Origin of the sequence: Oerskovia merdavium (genome assembly GCF_014836755.1) — a bacterium.
Taxonomy (GTDB): domain Bacteria; phylum Actinomycetota; class Actinomycetes; order Actinomycetales; family Cellulomonadaceae; genus Oerskovia; species Oerskovia merdavium.
The window spans coordinates 36,910-60,275 of record NZ_JACSQF010000002.1 but is presented as its reverse complement, the minus strand read 5'-3'; the positions used below and the strand labels follow the sequence as shown (position 1 = coordinate 60,275).

Annotated in this window: 22 protein-coding genes; 8 read left to right on the top strand and 14 right to left on the bottom strand. The window is 73.4% G+C overall.

Features of this window, described 5'->3' with window-relative positions; all coding sequences use genetic code 11:
- Window positions 1–100 precede the first annotated feature (100 nt).
- Complete coding sequence (locus H9641_RS19880) at window positions 101–313, bottom strand: DUF4244 domain-containing protein (RefSeq protein ID WP_225219868.1); 213 nt, start codon at window positions 311–313, stop codon at window positions 101–103.
- 167 nt (window positions 314–480) lie between these two features.
- Window positions 481–1,434, bottom strand: coding sequence for an alpha/beta fold hydrolase (locus tag H9641_RS02445; protein WP_191800722.1), 954 nt, complete (start codon window positions 1,432–1,434; stop codon window positions 481–483).
- A gap of 225 nt (window positions 1,435–1,659) precedes the next feature.
- On the opposite strand from H9641_RS02445, the gene H9641_RS02440 reads away from it, so the two are divergent.
- The 4 genes from H9641_RS02440 (at window position 1,660) to H9641_RS02425 (ending at window position 4,358) form a co-directional block, all read left to right on the top strand.
- Window positions 1,660–2,055 (top strand): YciI family protein, encoded by a 396-nt coding sequence (locus H9641_RS02440; RefSeq protein WP_191800720.1) that lies wholly within the window; start codon window positions 1,660–1,662, stop codon window positions 2,053–2,055.
- A 12-nt stretch (window positions 2,056–2,067) separates the two neighbouring features.
- Entirely contained in the window at window positions 2,068–2,406 is a 339-nt protein-coding gene (locus tag H9641_RS02435; protein ID WP_191801107.1) for a YciI family protein, read from the top strand.
- 22 nt (window positions 2,407–2,428) lie between these two features.
- Window positions 2,429–3,706, top strand: coding sequence for an RNA polymerase sigma factor (locus H9641_RS02430; protein ID WP_191800718.1), 1,278 nt, complete (start codon window positions 2,429–2,431; stop codon window positions 3,704–3,706).
- 340 nt (window positions 3,707–4,046) lie between these two features.
- Window positions 4,047–4,358, top strand: a complete 312-nt coding sequence (locus tag H9641_RS02425; RefSeq protein WP_191800716.1) for a helix-turn-helix transcriptional regulator — start codon at window positions 4,047–4,049, stop codon at window positions 4,356–4,358.
- A gap of 116 nt (window positions 4,359–4,474) precedes the next feature.
- Here H9641_RS02425 and H9641_RS02420 read toward each other — a convergent pair whose 3' ends face one another.
- From H9641_RS02420 to H9641_RS02400, 5 genes are all read right to left on the bottom strand, one after another.
- Entirely contained in the window at window positions 4,475–5,059 is a 585-nt protein-coding gene (locus H9641_RS02420; protein ID WP_318244337.1) for a type II secretion system F family protein, read from the bottom strand.
- Complete coding sequence (locus H9641_RS02415; protein ID WP_191800714.1) at window positions 5,056–5,745, bottom strand: hypothetical protein; 690 nt, start codon at window positions 5,743–5,745, stop codon at window positions 5,056–5,058. The genes H9641_RS02420 and H9641_RS02415 overlap by 4 nt, the downstream gene beginning before the upstream one ends.
- Window positions 5,742–6,890: a TadA family conjugal transfer-associated ATPase gene (locus tag H9641_RS02410; RefSeq protein WP_191801177.1), complete on the bottom strand. Its 1,149-nt coding sequence runs from the start codon at window positions 6,888–6,890 to the stop codon at window positions 5,742–5,744. Before H9641_RS02410 ends, H9641_RS02415 begins: the two co-directional genes overlap by 4 nt.
- A complete protein-coding gene (gene ssd, locus H9641_RS02405; protein WP_318244336.1) occupies window positions 6,887–7,711 on the bottom strand; it encodes a septum site-determining protein Ssd in 825 nt (274 codons plus the stop codon). Before ssd ends, H9641_RS02410 begins: the two co-directional genes overlap by 4 nt.
- Before the next feature lie 186 nt (window positions 7,712–7,897).
- Window positions 7,898–9,535, bottom strand: coding sequence for an FAD-dependent oxidoreductase (locus tag H9641_RS02400; RefSeq protein ID WP_191800710.1), 1,638 nt, complete (start codon window positions 9,533–9,535; stop codon window positions 7,898–7,900).
- 166 nt (window positions 9,536–9,701) lie between these two features.
- On the opposite strand from H9641_RS02400, the gene H9641_RS02395 reads away from it, so the two are divergent.
- Window positions 9,702–10,577 carry an HAD family hydrolase gene (locus H9641_RS02395; protein ID WP_191800708.1) on the top strand — a complete coding sequence of 292 codons (876 nt, stop codon included), beginning with the start codon at window positions 9,702–9,704 and terminating at the stop codon, window positions 10,575–10,577.
- Window positions 10,578–11,005: 428 nt separating this feature from the next.
- A complete protein-coding gene (locus H9641_RS02390) occupies window positions 11,006–12,415 on the top strand; it encodes an NAD-dependent malic enzyme (protein WP_191800707.1) in 1,410 nt (469 codons plus the stop codon).
- Between the two features lie 112 nt (window positions 12,416–12,527).
- Here H9641_RS02390 and H9641_RS02385 read toward each other — a convergent pair whose 3' ends face one another.
- From H9641_RS02385 to H9641_RS02365, 5 genes are read right to left on the bottom strand one after another with little or no spacing between them, the layout of a single operon-like run.
- Window positions 12,528–13,190: an ABC transporter ATP-binding protein gene (locus tag H9641_RS02385; RefSeq protein WP_191800705.1), complete on the bottom strand. Its 663-nt coding sequence runs from the start codon at window positions 13,188–13,190 to the stop codon at window positions 12,528–12,530.
- Window positions 13,190–14,101, bottom strand: a complete 912-nt coding sequence (locus H9641_RS02380; RefSeq protein ID WP_191800703.1) for an ATP-binding cassette domain-containing protein — start codon at window positions 14,099–14,101, stop codon at window positions 13,190–13,192. Before H9641_RS02380 ends, H9641_RS02385 begins: the two co-directional genes overlap by 1 nt.
- Window positions 14,098–14,919, bottom strand: a complete 822-nt coding sequence (locus tag H9641_RS02375; RefSeq protein WP_191800701.1) for an ABC transporter permease — start codon at window positions 14,917–14,919, stop codon at window positions 14,098–14,100. The genes H9641_RS02380 and H9641_RS02375 overlap by 4 nt, the downstream gene beginning before the upstream one ends.
- Window positions 14,912–16,057: an ABC transporter permease gene (locus H9641_RS02370; protein ID WP_318244335.1), complete on the bottom strand. Its 1,146-nt coding sequence runs from the start codon at window positions 16,055–16,057 to the stop codon at window positions 14,912–14,914. The genes H9641_RS02375 and H9641_RS02370 overlap by 8 nt, the downstream gene beginning before the upstream one ends.
- Window positions 16,024–17,625 (bottom strand): ABC transporter substrate-binding protein, encoded by a 1,602-nt coding sequence (locus H9641_RS02365; RefSeq protein WP_191800699.1) that lies wholly within the window; start codon window positions 17,623–17,625, stop codon window positions 16,024–16,026. Before H9641_RS02365 ends, H9641_RS02370 begins: the two co-directional genes overlap by 34 nt.
- Before the next feature lie 358 nt (window positions 17,626–17,983).
- Between H9641_RS02365 and acs the strand changes: the two genes are divergently transcribed.
- On the top strand, window positions 17,984–20,014 hold the full coding sequence (gene acs, locus H9641_RS02360) for an acetate--CoA ligase (RefSeq protein ID WP_191800697.1): 2,031 nt from the start codon (window positions 17,984–17,986) through the stop codon (window positions 20,012–20,014).
- 138 nt (window positions 20,015–20,152) lie between these two features.
- Here acs and H9641_RS02355 read toward each other — a convergent pair whose 3' ends face one another.
- Window positions 20,153–21,007 (bottom strand): hypothetical protein, encoded by an 855-nt coding sequence (locus tag H9641_RS02355; RefSeq protein ID WP_191800694.1) that lies wholly within the window; start codon window positions 21,005–21,007, stop codon window positions 20,153–20,155.
- Window positions 21,008–21,169: 162 nt separating this feature from the next.
- Here H9641_RS02355 and H9641_RS02350 point away from each other — a divergent pair, with 162 nt between their 5' ends.
- A complete protein-coding gene (locus tag H9641_RS02350) occupies window positions 21,170–21,823 on the top strand; it encodes a GNAT family N-acetyltransferase (protein ID WP_191800692.1) in 654 nt (217 codons plus the stop codon).
- Window positions 21,824–21,931: 108 nt separating this feature from the next.
- Here H9641_RS02350 and H9641_RS02345 read toward each other — a convergent pair whose 3' ends face one another.
- Window positions 21,932–23,350 (bottom strand): MFS transporter, encoded by a 1,419-nt coding sequence (locus H9641_RS02345; protein WP_191800690.1) that lies wholly within the window; start codon window positions 23,348–23,350, stop codon window positions 21,932–21,934.
- Between the last annotated feature and the right edge of the window lie 16 nt (window positions 23,351–23,366).

Sequence of the window (23,366 nt, the reverse complement as noted above, 5' to 3'; positions counted from 1 at the left end):
GGTGACCTCCGTCCCCGCCCCTGCCGACGCCGCGACCGACCCCACGTCCCCTGCCGCGAGGTCGCCGACCGCGGCGCCCACGTGCTGATGGCCGTCACGCTCACCCGATCGACAGGGCGCGCTGGATGATGCCGAGCAGCATCTCGCGCACCTCGCCGCTCTTGAGGATCGCGATCAGCAGGCCCGCGAACCCGACGGCGGCGATGGTCGCCACCGCGTACTCGGCGGTCGCGAGACCGGACTCCGGATCGTCACCGCGGACGCGGACGAGCAGCCCCGCTCCCGTCGCTCTCGCTCGGTGCATGGCCTTCATGGGTGCCTCCTGGCTCTCGTGGCCCGCCTGTCGCGGGCCGTGCCGCCCACTGTGGCGAACGGCGGCCCTCGCGCGCTGGGCCGAGGGTCGCCGCTGTGGAGCGGCACCCCGCGGGAGATCCTGTGGACAACCCGCTCGCAGAGGCCAGGCGCTCCCGCGAGGCGCGGTCATGACCCTCTGACGGCCTCCTGCTGCGCCAACCAGGTGAGGATCGCTCGGTTGGTCTCCCCCGGCAGCTCTTGCTGGATCCAATGACCACAGTCCAGGGTGACCACGTCCACCTGGGGGACGAACTCTGCCAGCCTCTCGGACCGCGCGACCTGGTCCCGGTCGCCGTAGATCATGAGTGTCGGCTGCCGGATGATCGGGTCCACGCCCGCCAGGAGACGCCAGTTGCGGTCCAGGTTCCGGTACCAGTTGATGCTTCCTGTGAAACCGGTCGACTCGAACGCGGACACGAGGACGGCCAGCTCGCTCTCGCTCATGACGGGCTCGCCGAGCGGCGTCTGCGCCCGGGCGAGGTTCATCATCGCCATGCCGGGCTCTGGTGCTCTGGGGGGCTCGTTCTTCCGGTACAGGTTGCGGAGGAACTGGGAGGTGTTCTCGTCGAGCACGGCGTCCGCGACGCCTGGCTGTCGGTTGAAGTGGACGAAGTAGAAGTCGCCGCCCAGCACCTCTTCCATGAGCTCGACCCAGGGCCGCTCTCCGCGCTCCTGGTACGGCAGGCTCAGGTTGATCACCCTGTTGACACGGTGCGGGTGCAGCAGCGTCAGCCCCCAGACGACGAACGCACCCCAGTCGTGACCGACGAACGTGGCGTCGTCGTACCCGTAGTGATCGAGAAGCGCGACGAGATCGCCCGACAGGTGTTCGATGTCGTACGCCGTCACGTCGGCCGGGCGGGACGAGCCGCCGTAACCTCGCTGGTTCGGCACGATGACGTGATAGCCCGCCGCGACGAGGGCGGGCACCTGGTGGCGCCAGGAAGAGGCATGCTCGGGCCAGCCGTGGCACAGCACGACGGGCCGTCCTGCGTTGTGCCGGCCGGCTTCGAAGACCTCGAGCTCCACTCCGTTGACAGGAACGAGGGTGGGTTCGGGGAAGTCGCTGAGGTCGGGCATCGGGGTTTCTCTCCATCGGGTACCGGGACTTGTCGGTGAGCTCATGCCGCCATCGTGCGACCAGTACAGGTCAGCTTGTGACCGGTACTGCGCACGCCCGTGCCCCGCGGTCTCTCGCGCCCGCCGCGACCACCCGCGAAACTGGTCGCGAGGGGCTGTCGATTCCGTCGGTGGTCGCGCGTCATCGTGATGAAGGACCATCCATCCGCACCACCTGGAGGAATCATGAGCACCGAGTACGCAGTCCTCATCCACGCCCCGGAAGACGGCACGCCCGCCATGCGCCCGGACCTGGCCGAGGAGATCATGGCCCAGCACGAGGAGTTCTCGCGCCGTGTCGAGGCGGAGGGTCACCGGATCTCGGGCGGTGTCGAGCTCGAGGCAGCCGGGACGGCGACCCTCGTCCGCCCGGGGGTCGGGACGACCGAGGGCCCGTTCACCGAGCTGGCCGAGCAGATCGGCGGCATCTACCTGGTCGTGAGCGACGACCTGCCGGGCCTCGTGACGATCATCGACGAGGTCTTCGCGGGCGACGGCTGCACGTACGAGATCCGCCCCACGGTGGATCACGGCGGGGTCGACGACGCCGCCGCGACCGCCGGCGCACGGGCGGAGGCCTGAGCCGTGAAGGTCATGTTCCTGCTGTACGGGGACGAGCGGGTCTGGGCCGATGCCTCCGCGGAGGAACGTTCGCGGTACATGGCCCAGCACGACGAGTTCGCCGCGTTCCTCAGGAACCACGGGAGCATCGTGGCCGCGGAGGCGCTGAGCACGGTCGCCGCGGCCACGACGGTCCGCAGCCGCGAGGGTGCGGTGGTCGTGACCGAGGGGCCGTTCGCCGAGCTCGCCGAGCAGCTCGGGGGCTTCTACGTCGCCGTGCTGCCGAGCATCGACACCGCGATCGAGGCCGTCACCCTCCTGCCGCAGTACACGGTCGAGCTGCGTCCGGTCGTGGACGTGGACGGCCTGTGACGTCGTCGTCGGTCGCGCAGCCGTGACGCTCGTCGACGACGCGCTCGCCTCGGCGTGGCGCGACCACTGGGCGCGGTTGCTCGCGATGCTCGTCGCGCGCTACCGCCGTCCGGACCTCGCGGAGGACGCGCTCGCGGACGCGTTCGCGGCCGCGGCGAGGACGTGGCCCGTCGACGGCGTGCCGGACTCTCCTGCCGCCTGGCTGCGGACAGCGGCCGGGCGGCGCGTCCTCGACCGTCTGCGCGCCGAGGCGGTCGCGGCCCAGAAGGAGCCGCTCATGATCGTGGAGGCGCAGTCCGCGGCCGAGGCGGCGGACGGCACGCCGGGCATGATCGACGACGGCGCGCACCTGCCCGACGACCGGCTGCGCCTCGTCTTCTCGTGCTGCCACCCGGCGTTGTCGGTCGAGTCGCGTGCGGCGTTGACGCTGCGGTTCGTCGCAGGCCTGCCCGTGCCGGACATCGCGCGGCTCTTCCTGGTCCAGGACGCGACCATGGCGGCGCGTCTGACGCGTGCGAAGAAGCGTCTGGTGGCGGCGGGCATCCCGTTCGAGGTGCCGGCGCCCGAGCGCCTGGACGACCGGCTCGACGACGTCGCCTCGGTCCTGTACCTGACCTTCACCGCGGGGTACGCGCCGGGCACGGGGCCCGACGTGCTGCGGGTGGCCCTGGCGGGCGAGGCGATCCGGTTGGCACGCCTGCTCGACGAGCTCCTGCCGGGGCGCTCCGTGGTGCGGGCGCTGCTCGCCCTCATGGTGCTCCAGCACTCGCGGCGTGACGCACGCGTCTCCGTCGAGGGGGCCCTGGTGCTGCTGGCGGACCAGGACAGGGCGCGGTGGCACCGCGGCGAGATCGCGTCGGGTCTCGCGCTGCTGGCCTCCGTGCCCGACGGCGTCACTGGCCTCGCGCACGAGTACCGCCTCCAGGCGTCGATCGCCGCCGCACACGCTGTCGCGGGACGCGCTACCGACACGGACTGGGGCGGGATCGCCGACCTGTACGCCGAGCTCGAGGCGGCCACGGGCTCGCCCATGGTCCGGCTCGCCAGGTCGGTCGCGGTCGCGGAGGCCGAGGGGCCGACCGCCGGGCTCGCGCTGATCGACGACTTCGAGGGGATCGACGAGGCGCTCCGGACCAACCATCGGCTACCCGCGACCCGTGCCGAGCTGCTGGCGCGTGCGGGCCGACCTGCCGAGGCCGTGGCGTCGTTCGAGGAGGCGATCGGCCGGTGCGGGAACGCGGCCGAGCGAGAGCATCTGACGCGGCGGCTCGCGGAGGTCCGTGAGGATTTGGTCGGCTAGCTCGGGCGGACTGGACCTGTGGACCTGTGGACCTGTGGACCTGTGGACCTGTGGACCTGTGGACCTGTGGACCTGTGGACCTGTGGACCTGTGGAAAGCCTGACCCATGGCCCGCCGACCGGCCAGCATGAATCAATGGCATCCGATCAGCAGCATCGCTGAACCTCGTCCACGTGGCTGGCTGCCTCAGAGACTCCACGGGTTCAGGACCCCGCGGCGAGCAGTCCAGGAACGTCTGGCGAGTCCCCCAAGGGTTGTGGCGAGCGCTGTTCGCTCAGCGAAACCACGGCCCGCTCATCGAACACGACTCCCGATTCCCACACACCCCTGCGAGGCACACATGCTCCCCCGACCACTCGCCCACATGATCCCGGAAGGCCCGTCGTGGCCGCTCGACGATCTCCCCCTGACCTCCGGGTACGGGGTACCGCTCAGCCGGGTCGCTGCCGGCGCGATCCGGCTCGAGTCCGCACGGCGCGACATCAGCCAGGAGGACCTCGCCGAGCTGCTCGGTCGGTCGCGCAGCGCGATCTCGCAGCGCTTCACGGGCAAGGTCGCCTGGTCGCTCGACGACCTCGGCACCATCGCCGCAGCGTTCGGCTGTCCAGTCGACGACCTCCTCGACGACGGCTCGCAGCGTGGGCGCCGCTGACCCCCACCCTCGGCTACCACGCCGCCAGTCCCGCGTCCTCGGCACGACCGTCCGCACCATCACGCGGCATCCGTTCCCCGCCGCCGAGCTCGGCCAGCACCAGCACCAGCCACCCCTCACCCACCACCGAGCACCCCACCGCCCAACGACAGCAGCACGGGTAGCAGCCCGATGAGGACGAACGCCGGCAGGAAGCACACGCCCAGCGGCAGGACCAGGTGCACCGCGAGCCTCGCTGCGGCCTGCCGTGCGGCCGCCTGCTGGTCTCGCCGGAGCTGCTCGCCCGCCACGCGCAACGACTCCCCCGGAGCGGCTCCCTGCTCCCAGGCGGGTGCCAGCGCCGAACGCACCACGTCCAGCCGCGTCGGCGCCCCGGACCACGCCTCGGCCCACCCGGCCCCGAGCACGACCGCCGCCCCGGCGCGGTGGAGGGCGACGCCGTCGGGCCCTCCGACCGCCTGGCCCACCGCCTCGAGCGCACGCGGGACGCTCGTCCCCGCGCGGACCGCAGCCGCGAGCAGCTCGAGCAGGACACCGATCTCGACCGGCCCGCCCGTCGCCGGCGTCCGGCCGGGAGCCGCCGCGACGGCCACGAGGTCACCGAGCCGAGCCCGCACTCCCGCCCGGGCGACGCACCACGGGCTCGCCGCGACCAGGAACCCGCACGACAACGCCACCGCGAGCGGCCAGTCGGCGCTCACGGCGGTGCCCCTGCCGCCCTGGCCCTCGCGACCAGTCGACCTGACCACCGGCGACCCACGAGGAGCAGCACCCCGCCCGCCAGCAGCCCAGCAGATCCCACCCCACCACCCAGCGCGGTCGCCACAGGATCGACCCCCAGCACCACGCCGAGCAGCGCCCCGACCGCCGGGAGCCACAGCAGCACGCGCGCCGTCGCCTGAGGGCCGGCGAGCGACGCCTCCCGGTCGGCCCGCGCTTCCGACTCTGCGGACAGCGCCTGGGCGATCGACTCGAGGACCGCCCCGAGGGGTGCCCCCACGTCGGCCGCCAACCGGCTCGCCGCGACGACCGCCGCGACCTGCCCCGACGCCTCGTCCGAGCCGTGTGCGCCCACGACCACGCGCAGGTCGGCGGTCTCGGGGACACCCCGGGGGTCCACCCGCACGCCGGCCGCGGTCGCCCACGCGTGGCCGGGCGCGCTCCCCGAGCGCACCAACGACGCGACGTGCGAGACGAGCACGCGCACCGAACGCCCGGCGACCGGACGTCGACCGAGAGCCCGCACGACCACCCCGGAGCCCTCTCGCCACCCCGCCGACCGCACCCGATGACCGGCCGTCACCTCTGCGGCTCGCCGACCCGCAGGAGCCACGGCCACCCAGACCGCGCACCCGACCGTGACCGCGACCGCGAGATCGCCGCTCACACCCCGCTCCACCGGTCGGCGAACGCGTCCCATCCCTCGGCCGCGACCGGTTCCCGCACGCCGTCCCAGGTCGCGACGGGCTCGACCACGAGCTCACCCCGGACGTCGCGCACGGCACCGATCTCCGCCAGGTACCGGACCCGCCCGGACCGGCGCAGGTGCAGCACCACGTCGAGCGCCCCCGCTGCCTGGGCGGCCACGGCCTCGCGCGTCATCCCCGCCAACGCAGCGAGGGCCTCGAGCCGCGCGGGGACGACCGACGCGGAGTTGGCGTGGATCGTGGCGAGCCCGCCGTCGTGACCCGTGTTGAGGGCCATGAGGACCTCGCGGACCTCGGCACCACGGCACTCGCCCAGGACGATCCGGTCCGGGCGCATGCGCAGGGCGTTACGAACCAGGTCCGCCAGGTCGACCGCCCCTGCACCCTCGACGTTGGGGCGCCGCGCGGTCAGGGGGACGACGTGCGGGTGGTCGGGCACGAGCTCGCGCGCCTCCTCGACGCACACGACGCGCTCGTGCCCCGGCACGAGGGACAGCAGCGCGGCGAGCAGCGTCGTCTTGCCCGTCCCCGTGCCGCCCGAGACGAGCATGTTGGCGCGCGCCGCGACGAGGCGCCGCAGCACCGGGCCCCACGGGGCGGGCAGCCCGCCCGAGTCCACGAGCTCGTCGAGCGTGAAAGCCCGCGAGCGCAGCACGCGCAACGAGATCACGGCCCCCGACTCGCACACGGGAGCGATCGCTGCGTGCAGCCTGGTGCCGTCGGGCAGCCGCGCGTCCACGAGCGGGCTCGCGTCGTCGAGCCGCTGTCCGCCCGCGGCAGCGAGCCGGACCGCGAGCGCCCGGACCTGGGCCACGCTCCCAAGGTGCACGGGCGCACGTTCGAGGCCTGCCCCGCGGTCGACCCAGACCTCGGCGGGCGAGTTGACCAGGACGTCGGTGACGTCAGGGTCCTCGAGCAAGGGTTGGAGCGGTCCGGCCCCGTACAGCTCGGCACGTGCGCGCCGGGTCAGGTCGGTCAGGGCGTCGCTGCCGAGCACGCGCCCGGTGCCGCGCAGCGCCGCCCGGAGCTCGGAGTCGTCGGCCGTGGTGCCCCCGACGAGCCGGCCGCGCACCTCGGCCAGGAGCCCGTCGTCGATCGGGCTCACGCAAGGACCGGGCTTCGTGTGACCGTCCGGGCGGTGACGAGCGCCGCGAGCTCGCGTCCTGCGCGTCCCAGGGGGCGACGTGCTCCGACGGGTGGGCCCTGCCCGCGGTCGACGCGCGCCGCGAGGGTCCGGTCCCATCCGGCGACGCACGCGAGCGGGAGCCCGACGACGTCGCTCACCTCCCACGGGTCCAGCCGCCCGGGCGCGGGTCGCCGTGCGACCAGGCGCATCGACCGGTCGGCTCCGGTGCGGCGCGCGAGCGTGACGGCCGCGACGGCTCCCGCGACCGCGGGCACCTCGAGCGGGGTCACGAGGAACAGCGTGTCGCACGCCCCGACGAGCGCAGCATGGTCGGCGTCCCCCCTCTCGCAGGGCCCGGCTCCCGCCCCGGCCCCGGCCCCGGTCAGCGCGGACGCGACCGCCCCCGCAGCGAGCGCTGCGCGCGGCAGGTCGAGCACCAGGACGTCGCACGCGTCCGCGAGCGCCGAGCACACGTCGACGACCACGCCCGGGTCGAGGGCCACCGGGTCGGCGCGGAGGGCGCTGAGGACCGGCACGGTGGACCAGGTCGGCAGCAGCTCCACGAGCGCTCGGCCGTCCACCTCGCCCCGGGCGTCGCGGAGGTCCGCCCAGCGCGGGCCGTCCCGATGGTCGATCCCGAGGAGCACGTCGATCCCTGCACCCGTGGTCGCGAGGTCCACGAGGACCGGTCGTCGACCGGCCCGCCGCAGCCCGTCCGCGAGCGCTGCTGCCACGGTGCTCGCCCCGGCCCCGCCGCACGCCCCGACGACCCCCACCACGTCGGCCTCTTCCCGTCCCACGGCTCCCCCTCTCGTCGCGACGCGCAGGGCAGCCGTGGGCCCGACGAGCGGGCCGCGGACCTCCTCCGCACCGGCCCGTCCGCACGGGCCGACCCTCATCCTGGGGCGAGACGACCGAGGGCGGGGGCTGCGCCGTCGGGCCTGTGGACGACCGCGCCCGCCGTGCCCCTGTGGACGAGCCCGACGTCAGTGAGCCAGTGCGAGGTACTGGTGCGCGTACGCGATCGCCATCCCGCCCTCGCCCACCCCGGCCGCGACGCGCTTGACCGACCCGGAGCGCACGTCGCCGATCGCGAAGACCCCCGGGGCGCTCGTCTCCAGGGCGAACGGCCGGCGCTCGGCGGTCCACTGCGGTGCGGCCGCGGCCTCGGCCCCCGTGAGCACGAACCCGTGCGAGTCGCGCGCGACCTCCGCGGGCAGCCAGCCCGTCACGGCGTCCGCGCCGATCATCACGAACACGACCGGGAGCGCACGGCGAGCGGTCTCCCCCGTCCGCGCGTCGAGCACGTCGACGTGCTCGAGTCCCTCGTCACCGTGCAGGTCGACGATCTGGGCCCGGGTCTCGACCTGGATCCCGGGGTTGGCGGCGATCTGGTCGATCAGGTAGCGCGACATGCTGGCAGCGAGCGACTCGCCACGCACGAGCATCGTGACGGACCGGGCGTGCCGCGAGAAGAAGATCGCCGCCTGCCCTGCCGAGTTCCCCGCGCCGACGATGCAGACGTCCTGCCCCTGGGCGAGGGCCGCGTCGCTGCGCGCGGCCCCGTAGTACAGGCCGTTGCCGAGGTAGCGGTCCACGGCCGGCAGCGCGAACGTGCGCCACTCGACCCCGGTCGCGACGATCACGACCTGCGCCCCGAGCGCGTCCTCGCCGTCGAGCACGACCCGGTGCGATCCCGGGTCGATCGACTCGACCGTGCGCGTCACGACGATCTCGGCGCCCAACCGCTGCGCCTGGGTCAGCGCGCGGCTCGCGAGGTCGTCCCCCGAGATGCCGTAGGGGAACCCCGTGTAGTTCTCGATCCGCGTCGAGGTCCCTGCCTGGCCGCCCGGCGCGAGGCTCTCGACGACGAGCGTGCGCAAGCCCTCGGCCGCAGCGTTGACCGCTGCGGTCAGCCCCGCGGGCCCTCCGCCGAGGATCACGACGTCGTAGTCCGGTGCGGTGGGCTCCACTGCCAGACCGACCGTGTGCGCGACCTCACGCATGGTCGGCGCGACGAGCCGCGACCCGTCGCGCAGCTCGAGGACCGGGTGCGCGGGCAGCGCGACCCTCGCCGCGACCTCGGTCGGTGCCTCCACCACGACCCGGTCGAACGGCACGTGGTTGCGCGTGAGGAACGTCGCCAGGTCCCGGACGCCCGCGTCGAGCCGGGGCCCGATCACGTGCGCCTCGGCCACGGGCTTCTCCGAGGCGTGCGCCTGGAGCGCATCGAGGTAGCTGCGCGCCAGGGTCGCGACGTGGGCCGGGACCGCCGGCGCCATGGCCGCGAGACCGTAGAAGACCGTCGCGTCGAGCTTCATGATGCGCGTGGCCTCGGTCGCGCGCCCGCTCGCCGGGAAGCTCGTGCTGAGCGTCATGGGCACCTCGCCGAAGAACATGCCCGGGGTGCGGACCCCGATCACGCGCTCGTCGCCGTTGATCATCTTGGTGATCTCCGCACGCCCCTCGATCACGACGAAGAACGCGCGCTCGTCGCCCTCGTGCGCGAAGTACTCGCCCGGCAGGAGCCGGATGTCCTCGACCGCCCCGACGAGGAACTCGAGCGGCTCGGGGGGAAGGGGCTCGAAGATCGTGATGGCGCGGAGCTCGTCGAGCGTGATCATGCGTGCCTCCCACGGGGCTGGGCCACGGTCCGTCCGGCCGAACGTACCGCGCGGGCGGCACGACGACATCCCGTCGGGTGGATCTGCCCGGGACCGCACGGCACCCGCGGCACGACGACGCTGCCGAACCGGGACATCTCGTGCGCTCGCCGGTTAGGCTCACCGGGTGACCCAGCCCCAGGACTCACCGCAGACCGGTCCGCGCAGCGCGCCCCTCGCGCCTCCCCGTCCAGGCGCCCGCGAGACGCGCCCGCGCAAGGTCGCCGCGTTCTTCGACCTGGACAAGACGATCATCGCGACCTCGTCGACCGCCGCGTTCTCCAAGCCGTTCTACGCGGGCGGGCTCATCAGCCGCGGCGACGTGCTGCGCAGCGCGTACGCGCACTTCCTCTACATGGTCGGCGGCGCGGACGCGGACCAGACCGAGCGCATGCGCGCACACCTCAGCTCGCTCGTGACGGGCTGGGACGTGCGCGTGGTCTCGCAGATCGTCGAGGAGACGCTGCACGAGTACATCGACCCGGTCGTCTACGCCGAGGCCGTCGAGCTCATCGTGAGCCACCACGACCGGGGGCACGACGTCGTGATCGTCTCGGCCTCGGGCTCCGAGGTCGTCGAGCCCATCGCCGCGGTGCTCGGCGCGGACCACTACGTCGCGACGCGCATGGAGATCGTCGACGGCCGCTACACGGGCGAGATCGACTTCTACGCGTACGGCGAGAACAAGGCCCTCGCGATCCGCGAGCTGGCGGAGACCCACGGCTACGACCTCGACGCGTCCTACGCCTACTCGGACTCGATCACCGACGCTCCCATGCTCGCGGAGGTCGGCCACGGGTTCGCGGTCAACCCCGACCGGACGCTGCGCCGCCTCGCGGGCGAGAGCGGCTGGGGCACGCTCACCTTCGTACGCCCCGTCACGCTGCGCACCCAGCTCGCGCCGCCTCGGGGCGCGGTCGTGGTCGGCGGGGCCGTGGCGGTCGCGGTCGTCGGCTGGCTCGTGTGGCGCGCGGTGCGCAAGCGCTCGGGGCGTGCCGGGTAGCGATGCCCCGGGCTCTCCCGGCGGTCCGCACGAGCGGGCCGGAACGTGGCCTGTTCGAACCCGCGGGGTCCCCGTTGTCCGGCTCCTCCCGGCTCGGGATCGAACACCCGGTGGAGGTTCTCCCGTTCTCCCCGCCACCCCTTGCGCGGCGTCCCGGAGCGGCGTATCACTGAGGAACAACAGCATCAGGGACGGGCGGAACCCACGCGCGAGAAGTCCACGCATAGGACTGGCTGACCGGGCTCGCCCCGTTGCAGCACCTACCCTCGCAGCACGCTTGTTAACCCCCGTCCCGCTGGCGAGCACGGCGCCCCTCCGGGGGCGCCGTTCCCGTGCCCGGGGCCTCTTCCGGCGCCATCGCCACGCCGGGTCCGCCGCTCACCTGCTCGGTGCACCAGCTGCGCACGACAGGCGAATACGCTGACCACATGACCTCAGCGCCGAGCGTTTCCTCGTCCATCACCGTCCGCCTCCAGGTCGAGGCCAGGCCCACCGCGGTCAGCGAGCTCACGACGGCGATCGAGCAGTCGGGCGGGATCGTCTCGGCCCTCGACGTCACGGCCTCGGGGCACGAGCGCATCACCGTGGACGTCACGGTCGCGACGCGCGGCGAGTCGCACGCCGCGGAGATCGTCGCGGCGCTGCGTACCCTGCACGGCGTGACGGTGGACCGGGTCTCGGACCGCACGTTCCTGCTGCACCTGGGCGGCAAGCTCCAGATCGAGTCCAAGGTCCCCATCCGCAACCGTGACGACCTGTCGATGATCTACACGCCGGGCGTCGCGCGGGTCTGCGAGGCCATCGCGGCGCACCCCGAGGACGCGCGGCGCCTGACGATCAAGCGCAACACGATCGCGGTCGTCACGGACGGGTCGGCGGTCCTGGGGCTGGGCGACATCGGCCCGCTCGCGTCGCTGCCCGTCATGGAGGGCAAGGCCGCGCTCTTCAAGCGGTTCGCGGACATCGACGCGTTCCCCATCGCCCTGGACACGCAGGACGTCGACGAGATCGTGCGCACGGTCAAGGCCATCGCGCCGGTCTTCGCGGGCATCAACCTCGAGGACATCTCGGCGCCGCGCTGCTTCGAGATCGAGCGTCGCCTGCGCGCCGAGCTGAGCATCCCGGTGTTCCACGACGACCAGCACGGCACCGCGATCGTCGCGCTCGCGGCCCTGACGAACGCGCTCAAGGTCGTGGGCAAGGACCTGGCCGAGGTGCGGATCGTGCTGTCGGGGGCGGGGGCCGCGGGGACGGCGGTCCTCAAGCTGCTCCTGGCCGCGGGCGCGCACGACGTCGTGGTCGCCGACGTCGACGGCGTGATCCACCCCGACCGGCCCGGCCTGTCGCCCGCGCTCGCCTGGACGGCGATCAGCACCAACCCGCGGCGCGTGAGCGGGACGCTCGTCGAGGCCCTCGCGGGGGCCGACGTCTTCATCGGCGTCTCCGCGCCGGGCATCCTCACGGGCGACGACATCGCGACCATGGCACCCGACTCGATCGTGTTCGCCATGGCCAACCCCGAGCCCGAGGTGGACCCGGTCGACGCCGCGCAGCACGCCGCGATCGTCGGCACGGGCCGCAGCGACTTCGCGAACCAGATCAACAACGTGCTCGCGTTCCCGGGGGTGTTCCGCGGTCTGCTCGACGCGCAGTCGCACAAGATCACCGACACCATGCTGCTCGCGGCGGCCCGGGCGCTCGCCTCGACGATCCACGAGGACCAGCTCAACCCGACCTACATCGTGCCGAGCGTGTTCAACCCCGAGGTCACGACGGTCGTCGCGGCGGCCGTCGAGGCCGCGGCACGTGCGGAGGAGGCCGCCACGTCCGTCGTCTGAGCCACACCCGGCCCGGCTGGACCTCTCGTCGGGGCGACGTGCCCGACGGCGCCGCGCACCGCCGTCGGGCAGGACGCCTCTCGCCCGGCCGCCCCGCCCGGGCGCGGACCGCTCAGCGCTGGACCGGCGCCCGCCGCAGGTCCGCGAGCGCGCTGACCTGCGAGCAGCACGCGGCGAGCAGCTCCTCGTCGTGGCTGATGAGCAGGACCCCCACGCCCTGCGCGGCGACCTCGGCCTCGACGAGGCGCACGAGCGTGGCGGTCGTCGCGGCGTCGAGCATCGCGGTCGCCTCGTCGCAGATCAGGTAGCGCGGCTCCTGCGCGAGCGCCCGGGCCAGGCAGGCCCGCTGGAGCTGCCCGTCGGAGACCTGGTAGGGCCTGCGCGTGAGCAGGTCGGGGGTCAGGCCGACGCGCGCCGCGACCCCCTCGACGTCGACCGGGCGACGGGCGACCTCGGCGGGCTGGGCGATGATCGAGCGCAGCGTCAGGCGAGGGTCGGTCGAGGCTCGCGGCGACTGGAAGAGCATCGCGACCGATCCGCGCAGGTCCCCCTGGACCGCGAACCGCGTGCCCGTCGCGACCTGGTCGTCGATGGTCACGGTCCCGGCGCGTGGTGCGTCGAGCAGCGCCAGGACACGGGCGAGCGTGGTCTTGCCCGTGCCCGAGGGCCCCGAGAGTCCCACGATCGTGCCCGCCGGGACGCTGATCGAGACGTCGGTCAGGACCGGGGGCTTGCGGCGGTATCCCGCCACGACGCCGCGCGCCTCGAGGCTCATCAGGCCACCTCGCGCAACGTGCGGTAGGAACGGTCGCCGACCTGGACCAGGGCTGTCGGGCCTCCCGACTGCCGCGTCTCGGGGCGGCGCAGGAAGTACACGCAGTCGTCGGGCAGGTCGGTGAGCTGCGGCGGCGAGCCCGGCAGCGGGTGCAGCCCGCGTGAAGGCAGCGCGCCCAGGAGGTCGCGCGTGTAGTCGTGCCAGGGGTCGTCGAACACCTCGGCCGCCGGGCCGGTCTCCATGAGGCGCGAGGCGTACATGACGGCGAGCCGGTCGGCCACGCCCGTGCGGACCAGGGACGCGAGGTCGTGCGTGATGAGCAGGACCGCCGCACCGTCGTCGGCGCACTCGCGCAACAGCCCCAGGACCCTGTCCGTCAGGGCCCGGTCGAGGCTCGCCGTGGGCTCGTCCGCGACGATCACCGAGGGGTCGCCCGCGAGCGCCCCCGCGACGGCCACCCGCTGGGCCATCCCGCCCGAGAGCTCGTGCGGGTAGCAGTCCAGCGCCGACGGGTCGAGGCCCACGCGCACAGCCAGCTCGTCGCTCGTGCGCGGGGAGCCGAGCGTCGTGATCGTCTCGTCGAGCTGGGAGCGCGCGGTGCGCACGGGCGTGAGGTGCGTGGCCGCGGACTGCGGGACGAGCGCGGCATGCAGACCCCGGAAGGGCTCGCCGGCGAACACGTCCAGAGCGCCCTGCGGGGTCGTGACCGTGATCGACCCGCTCCGGCGCGCCCCTGCCGGGAGCTGGTCCATGACGGCCGAGGCGAGGATCGACTTGCCGCAGCCCGACTCGCCCACGAGGGCCGTGATCGTGCCCCGCGGGACGTCGAGGCTCACGTCGCTCGCGGCGTGCACGACCGACCCGTTCGGCAGGGGCAGGCGCACGGTCAGGTTCTCGACGCGCAGGCTCACAGTCTCAGCTCCGAGGGTTGGGGTGGGGTGATGACCTTGCGCAGCGCCTGTCCCGCGAACGCCACGGCGAGCGTGACGATCACGAGCACGGCCGCGGGGAAGACGAGCGTCCACCAGCCACCCAGGAGCAGCGAGCTGCGCGCCTCCTCGAGGAGCGTGCCGAGGCTCGGCTCGTGCGGAGGCAGCCCGAAGCCCAGGAAGGACAGCGTCGACTCGTGCCACACCGCGTGCGGCAGGAGCAGGACCACGGCGATCATGGCCTGCGGCGCGGTCGCGGGGACCAGGTGGCGCACCGCGACCTGCCGGCGGCTCGCGCCCGCGAGGACCGCCGCGTCGATGTACGGGCGCTGGCGCAGGCTGAGGATCTCCGAGCGGATGATGCGCGCGACCTGCGTCCAGTGCGTCAGGGCGATCGACAGGACGATCGCGAGGAGGCTGCCGCGGAACATCGCGACGATCACGATCCCGAGCAGCAGGTGCGGCAGCGCGTTGACCGCGTCGGTGCTGCGCATGATGATCCGGTCCGGCCACCCGCCCCAGAACCCCGCGGCGGTACCGACCACGACCCCGATCACGGTCGCGAGCAGCGCGCACAGGAGCGCCACGACGAGCGAGGTCCGGATGCCCGACGCGATGCGGACGAACAGGTCGCGTCCCGCGGAGTCGGTGCCGAACAGGTGGTCCGCCGACGGCGCCTGGCGGGCCTGCGCGAAGTCCGTGACCCGGTCGTCGACGCCCGCGAGCCACGGGACCAGGACCGCGTAGAGCACCACGACCGCCAGGACCGAGCCCGCGATCACGAGGTTGCGCCTAGCCATCGGTGCTCACCCGGGGGTCCATCAGGGCCACGACGACGTCCGCGAGGAGCGAGCCGACCATGACCACGACCGTCGTCCCGATCGTCAGGAACGCCAGGAGCGCCATGTCGAGGTCGCGGGCCGACGTGACGATCGCTCCCGCGACGCCGGGCCAGCTGAAGACCTCTTCGACCAGGACGGCTCCCACGACCAGCTCGGGCAGGCGCACCCCGACGATGTTGACGAACGGCGCGAGCGACGTCGGCACGATGTGGCGGCGCGTGATGGTCGGTGTCGGGATGCCGCGCGAGACCGCGCCGGCCACGAAGTCCTCGCCCTTCGACGTCACGACCGACTCGCGCACCGCGAGCAGCAGCCACGGCACCTGCGAGATCGCGAGGACCACGACCGGCAGGACCAGGTGCCGCAGCACGCCCCCGACCGTGGGGTCCGCTCCCCCGTCCGTGAGCCCTGCCGCGGGCAACCATCCCAGCGCGAGCGCGAACACCGCGATCGCCGCGAGCGACATGACGAACGGCGGCAGCCCCTGCACCACGACGCACAGCGCCGTGACGCCCCGGTCCAGGATCCCGCCGCTGCGCACGCCCGCCGCGATCCCCAGCACGAGCGCGACCACGACCGCGAGCGCGAGCGCGGTCCCCGCGAGCAGCAGCGTCCACGGCAGCCGCTCGCCGATGACCTGAGCGACGGGCTGGTTGAACGACCGAGACAGCCCCAGGTCCCCGCCGAACAGGTCCTGCACCCATCCCCAGTACGTCGAGTACCAGGGCCGGTCGAACCCGAGCTGCTCCGAGATGATCGCCTTGTCGGCGTCGCTCGTGGTCATGTACCGGGTGCCGAGGTACCCGACCAGGGGGTCGAACGGCGAGTACTTGGCCGCCGCGAACAGTCCCGCCGAGACGGCCGCCGTGACCGGCACGATGAAGAGCAGGCGGCGCCCCACCATGGCCCAGATGTCGCGGTGGCGCCCCCGGCGCAGGTCCTGCACCGAGGGTGCCTGGCCCTCCGAGGGGCGGGGGGCGTCGTCGGGCACCGTGCCTGCCTGCCCCGCGTCCTGACCGGTACCGGCCGGGCGCTCCTCGCGCCCCGCCTGGACCGTGGTCATCAGTCCCGCGTCCAGGACTGCAGAGACCACCACGGCCCCCACGTCACGCCGTGCGCGTGCGGCTCGAGGACGGGTCCCGACATGGTCCAGCCCGCGTCCTTCGAGACGTACGTGTGGTCGAGGAACACGAGGTACACGTACCCCGGGTCGTCGATGTACGCGTCCTGGACCTCGCGGTAGGCCGCGTCGCGCTCGGCCTGGTCGAGGCTGCGCCGCCCGACCTCGAGGGCCGCGTCGACCGTCGCGTCCTGGTAGTCGCTCGGGTTGTCGTAGATGCTGCCGACGTCGGGCTGGACGAACACCGAGCTCAGGGCGCCGTAGGCCTGCGTGTCCGGGTCGAACGGCTCGTCGCCGCCGCCCAGGAGCGTCGAGTCGGTGTTGATGCGCGGGTCGATCCGGTCCCAGGACAGCGCCTCGAGGTTCACCTCGACGCCCACCGCGAGCGCGTCGGACGCGAAGGCCTGCGCGAGGTCCCGGCGGACCGTGTCGACCGAGTTGTACATGAGCGCGATCTGCGCGCGCTGCCCGTCCTTGACCCGGATCCCGTCCGGGCCCTCGATCCAGCCCGCGTCCGTGAGGATCTGCTCGGCCCGGGCGGGGTCGTAGGTGAAGATCGCGCCGGGCTCGTAGGCGTCGCCGTAGACCTCGGGGATCGGGGTCGCCGCGACGCGTCCGTGCCCGCCCAGGACGTTGTCGATCATCGACTGCCGGTTCGCGGCCAGGTTGAGGGCCATGCGGACCGCGGGGTCGCCCGCGACGGGGTTGTCGGTGGGGAGCGAGAGGCCGCGCCAGTCGGCCGAGGTGTGCGCCGTGACGGTCATGCCGTCCTTGCCCTCGAACGTGTTGGCGAGCAGCGGCGGCAGGTTGGTGCCGTCGATCTCGCCCGAGGCCATGCGCTGCGCGCGCGTGTTGTCGTCCGGGACGTAGAGGAGCGTGAGCTTCTTGACCTCGGGTGCTCCGTCCCAGTAGTCCTCGTTGGCCTCGAGGACCGCGCGGTCCGGGGACAGGTCGACGAGCGTGTACGGCCCGGTCCCGATCGGTGCGGTGTTGAGCGTGGACTCGGCCGCGAGGCCCGGCGTCGCGACGGACTCCGAGGGCACGACGCCGATGAGCATCTTCGTCAGGAGCGGCGCGTAGGGGTATGCGAGGTGGAACTCGACCGTGTCGTCGCCGGTCTGGACGACCTCCTCGATCATGTCGAACGACGACCGGGCCTCGGACGCGGACGCCGGGTCGAGGATCGCCTCGTACGTCGCGACCACGTCCTCGGCGCCGAACGTGCTGCCGTCGGAGAACGTCACGTCGGGGCGGATCTTCACGGTCCAGACGGTCGCGTCCTCGTTGGCCGTGGGGAGCTCCGCGGCGAGCGCGGGCTCGAACCCGGGCATCCCCTCGCCTCCCGTGAGGCGGACCAGGCCGTCGTACATCTTGGCCTCGCCTGCGGCCCCGAAGCCTGCGACGGGGTTGTACCCGCCCAGCTCGTAGCCGTCGGCGAGCACTATGCCGTCGGTGCCGTCGGCCCCCGCCGCGCTCGCGCCGTCGACGCTCCCGCCCGGTGTGGTGCAGGCCGTGAGGACCAGGACGCCGGTCAGGGCGATCACCGGGAGAACAGGACGTACTGCTCGAGATCGCGCCACGACGTTCCTTTCGCAGCGAGCACAGGGTGCTCACCTGGTCAGTAGTTCGGGTTCCGGCCATCGTGGCACTCCTGCGACGTTGTCGTATGAGGAACCCGCGCCGGACGACGCCGCTCACCCTTTTGTCAGCACCCTCGCCCATTTCGAGAAGCAGTGACGCCGGTCACCCGATCGGGTCTAGACTCGCCCAGTCGGGGCAGGACAGGCCCCGTCGCTCGACGTGTCTCGCACCCCTCCGCGCCGCTCGCAGGCCGAGGGGATCTCACGTCATGAGCCCCCGCACCAGAGTCGATGCGCACCGGAGGTAAGAGTGCCTGAGAATGTGACCGCCACCGAGAACCAGGTCGACGGGCAGCCCGAGTCCACGGGACTGGAGAACCTCCTCCACGAGGAGCGCAGCTTCCCGCCGAGCCCCGAGTTCGCCGCCCAGGCCAACGCCCGGCCGGCGCTGTACGAGGAGGCCAAGGCCGACCGTCTCGCATTCTGGGCACGCCAGGCCACCGAGCTCGTGTCGTGGAAGACGCCGTTCACCGAGACGCTCGACTGGTCGAACGCACCCGTCGCGCGCTGGTTCGGCGACGGCACGCTCAACGCCGCCTACAACGCGGTGGACCGCCACGTCGAGGCCGGCAACGGCGACCGCGTCGCGATCCACTTCGAGGGCGAGCCCGGCGACACCCGCACCGTCACGTACGCAGACCTGCAGCGCGAGGTCTCGCGCGCGGCCAACGCGCTGGGCGCGCTCGGCGTCACCACGGGCGACCGCGTCGTCATCTACCTGCCCATGATCGTCGAGGCCGTCGTCGCCATGCTGGCCTGCGCCCGCATCGGCGCCCCGCACTCGGTGGTGTTCGGCGGGTTCTCTGCCGATGCGCTGCGCAGCCGCATCGCCGACGCCGAGGCCAAGGTCGTCATCACCGCGGACGGTGGCTACCGCCGCGGGTCCGCGTCAGCCCTCAAGCCCGCGGTCGACGAGGCCCTCGCAGCCAAGGACGGCGCCGAGCCCACCACGGTCGAGCACGTCCTGGTGGTGCGCCGCACCGAGCAGGACGTCGAGTGGACGCAGGGACGCGACGTCTGGTGGCACGACGCCCTCGAGGCGGCCGACATCCAGCACACCCCGGTGTGGGTCGAGGCCGAGCACCCGCTGTTCATCCTCTACACGTCCGGCACCACCGGGAAGCCCAAGGGCATCCTGCACACGACCGGCGGCTACCTGACGCAGGCCGCGTACACGCACAAGAACGTGTTCGACCTCAAGGCCGAGTCCGACGTCTACTGGTGCACCGCGGACATCGGCTGGGTCACGGGCCACTCCTACGTGACCTACGGCCCGCTGCTCAACGGCGCGACCCAGGTCATCTACGAGGGCACGCCCGACTCCCCGCACCAGGGCCGCTGGTGGGAGATCATCGAGAAGTACAAGGTCTCGATCTTCTACACCGCCCCCACCGCGATCCGCGCCTGCATGAAGTGGGGCGAGGAGATCCCGAACAAGTTCGACCTCACGAGCCTGCGCGTCCTGGGCTCGGTCGGGGAGTCCATCAACCCCGAGGCGTGGATGTGGTACCGCCGCGTCATCGGTGGCGACAAGGCCCCGATCGTCGACACCTGGTGGCAGACCGAGACGGGCGCGATCATGATCTCGCCGCTGCCGGGCGTCACGGCGACCAAGCCGGGCTCGGCGCAGGTCCCGCTTCCGGGCATCGTCGCGGACGTCGTCGACGACAACGCGCGGCCGGTGCCCGACGGCGGCGGGGGCTACCTCGTCCTCTCCGAGCCGTGGCCGTCCATGCTGCGCGGCATCTGGGGAGACCTCGAGCGCTTCAAGGACACCTACTGGTCCCGGTTCCCTGGCATCTACTTCGCGGGCGACGGCGCCAAGAAGGACGAGGACGGCGACATCTGGCTGCTCGGCCGCGTCGACGACGTCATGAACGTCTCGGGCCACCGCCTGTCGACCACGGAGATCGAGTCCGCGCTGGTCTCGAACCCGCTCGTGGCCGAGGCCGCGGTCGTGGGCGCCACGGACGAGCTGACCGGCCAGGCCGTCGTCGCGTTCGTCATCCTGCGCAGCGAGCACGCGGCCCGCGCGGCGGACCCGGAGGGTGCCGCGGCCGTCGAGCTCGAGCTGCGCAACCACGTGGCCAAGGAGATCGGGCCCATCGCCAAGCCCCGCAAGATCCTCGTGGTCCCCGAGCTGCCCAAGACGCGCTCGGGCAAGATCATGCGCCGCCTGCTGCGCGACGTCGCGGAGAACCGCACGGTCGGGGACGCGACGACGCTCGCGGACTCGTCCGTCATGACGCTCATCGCGTCGGGGCTCGCGAAGCCGGCAGGCTCGGAGGACTGAGCCCGGCCCGGCGCGCCGAGCTGGGCGGCGCGCCGGGCACACCGGGACCGGGGCCCCGACGCACCCCGGGTGACGCCACTACACGTGGGGCGCACTGCCGTCGGGCCGCGGCGCCCCGCCGGCCTCGACGAGAGCGCCCTACGCGGGCTCTGCCGCCGCGTCCTTCGACGGCCCGACGCCGTCGCTCGCCTCCCCGGACTCGGCCGCCTCGTTCGCGGGGCTCGTCGCGAGGACCACGCAGCCCGCGAGCGCGACGAGCGCCGCGACGGCGACCGCGGGGTCCCAGCCCGAGCGGATCGTGTCGCCGAGCACCGCGATGCCCACGGCCCCGGGGACGACGACCTCGACCACCGAGAGGATCGCGGCGTTCGTCCCAACCTTGCCGCGCTCGAGCGAGCGCAGGTACGCGAGCGCCCCCACGACCCCGAACAGCACGATCGCGATCGCGAGCGGCTGGAAGATCGTGTCCCAGATGTCCCCCGAGGCGTGCGCGCCTCGAGCCGCGACGGCCGCCCCGGAGTACCCGAGGGCCCCGATCACGGCGAGCAGCACGGGTGTCCCGGCCTTGTAGAAGATCAGCGCGATGACCGCGAGGCCCGCGGCCACCCCGATGAGCACGGGCGTGAACCAGTCGGGCGGCACGGGCGCGGGCTGCTCCCCGCCCGCGATCCCGAGCACCACGAGCGCGGCCACGATGGCCGCCATCGCGGCGACGTCGATCCGTCGCATGGGCACCGAGAGGAACACCTTGGCGAGCAGGACCGTCACGACGAGCGAGCTCGCGAGCACGGCCTGGACCACGAAGAGCGGCAGGTGGTCGAGCGCCACGAGCGAGAAGAGCCACGCGACGAGGTCGACCGTGAACGCGAGGATCACGAGGGGTTGCCGCACCACCGCGAGCCCCTGGGCGCGGCGGGCCGCGACGGCCTGCATGACGGTGCTGACGCCGTAACCGATCGCGGCGGTGATGGCGGCGAGCAGGCTGAGGAACACGGGACCTCCTGAAGGTTGAGCCCCAGTCTTCCCGCGCGGTGCGCGCCGCGCGCGGCGACGAGCCGTCAGGTCCGCAGTGACCTCGGACTCACGGTCGTCCGGACACAGGGACAGTCCCTGCCGTTCACGGGGCCGAAACGCTCCGTGGCTACCGTGACGGCCATGCGGATCGAACCTCTCACCTTCCCCGCGCCCGGTGGTGGCGCACTCGTCTCCTCGAACGCCCGCGGCGGGACCGCCGTCCGGTCGGGCCGCCCGGGCGCGCCCGGCAGGCCGGGCCCTGCGGCAGCCCCCGCGGCCGGCCTCTCGCTCCTCGACAGCCTCGCCGCCCGGACGGCCGACCTGTCGTGCCTCGCCGACGTGCTGATCGACTGCGTGCAGGGCGGCGCGAGCGTCGGCTGGGTCAAGGCGCCGACCAAGGAGCAGGCGACCGCGTGGTGGTCGGCGTTCCTCGCAGACCCGGACCACCGCACGTGGGTCGGGCGCGACGACTCGGGTCGGATCGTCGCGACCGCGTCGCTCGCCCTGACGTCCAAGGCCAACGGCACGCACCGCGCCGAGGTCGTCAAGCTCCTGGTCCACCGTCAGGCGCGCGGCAACAAGTTCGCCCCGGGACTCATGGCCACGATCGAGCGCTTCGCGAAGGCCGAGCGGCTCTCGCTCCTGACGCTCGACACCGAGACGGGCAGCCTCGCCGAGTCGCTGTACCGCCGGTGGGGCTGGTCCGAGGTCGGCGCCGTCCCGGGGTTCGCCAAGGTCGCGGGCGGCGCACTGGTGTCGACGACGATCTTCTACAAGCAGCTCGGCGCGCGCTGACGGCTCCTGCCAGGGGCAAGGGCGCCCCGAGCACCTCCCTGCCACGCCCAGACGACTGCCGAGCCCCCACGGGCACGGACGCGCCGGGCGCGAAAGCTGCGCAGCGCCTCAGACCGCGATGCGCGGCGCGCGCAGCAGCCGTCCCGCGACCAGCACGAGGTACGCGACGAGCAGCACCGCGGCGCCCCACGCGAGCGCGCCGTACGACGAGACCGCGATGACGATCCCCGCGAGCACCCCGCCGAGCGCGCCGCCGAGGTTCATCGCGAAGTCCGAGAGCCCCTGGACCTGGGTCCGGTCCCCGGCCGGCGTCGCGTCGATGAGCAGCGCCGAGCCGGCGACGAGCCCGCACGACCAGCCCACGCCCAGCAGCACGAGCCCGACCGTGAGCCGTCCCGAGTCGTCGCGGGGCGCGCCCGCGATGACCACGGCCGACGCCAGCAGGACCACCCCGCCCACCGCGAGGACGCGCGCGTGCCCCACCCGGTCGGCAGCCCACCCGATCACGGGGCTGAGCACGTACATGCCCGCGATGTGCGCGCTGATGACGATCCCGATGACCTGGAGGCTCGCACCGCCGTGCCCCATGTGCACCGGGGTCATGGACATGAGCCCGACCATCACGAGGTGGCTCACGACGATCGCCGCGAGCGCGAGCTGCGCGGTCGCCGACGCGCGGATCACGGCCCACCCGGCCGCGAGGCCCGCGCGGAAGCCGGGGCGCGCGGGGGTCGGGGCGGCGACCACGTCCGCCTCGGGAGGTGCTTCCTCGCCGCCCGACGGCGCAGCCTCCTCGGCAGCGCCCGCACCGGTCCCGCTCGTCCCGGGCCGCGACTCGGCGGTCTCGGCGGATCCGGCCGCTGCTCGCGCGGCCGCCACGTGCAGCGGGTCGGGACGGAGCAGGACCCAGACGGACGCGGCGGCCGCGGCGAACGCCAGGGCTGCGACGAGGAGGGGTGCGGCCGACGTGCCGTGCGCGCCGTGCTCCCCGGCCGGGCCGGGCAGGAGACCGAGCTTCTCGGTCGCCCCGGCGAGGTTGGGGCCGAGCACCGAACCGATCGTCGTCGCCCAGATCACCACGGACAGGTCGGTGGCCCGCCGCTCGGGCCGGGCCAGGTCGGTCGCGGTGAAGCGCGAGGCGAGACCCGTCGCCGAGCCCGCCCCGAACAGCAGCATCCCGGCGAGCAGCAGCGGCCAGGTCTGGAGCAGGGTCGCGGTCGCCGCGAGGGCGGCCCCCAGGAGGGCGACGACGTAGCCCGTCGTGAGCGACCGGCGTCGGCCGTGGCGCTCGGCAAGGCGCGAGAGCGGCAGGGCGACGAGCGCGGCGCCGACCACGGCCGTCGTCTGCGCCAGCCCGGCGATCGCGTCGGAGCCGGACAGCTCGGACGCGATCAGAGAGCTCACCGAGATCCCGGTCGCGACCCCGATCCCGCCGAAGACCTGGCTCGCGGCCAGGACCGAGACGGTCCGCCGCTGGATGCGGTCGACGGGGGGGCCGTCAGGTCCGGGAAGAGGATCAGGAGTCACCCGGGCAGCGTATCGG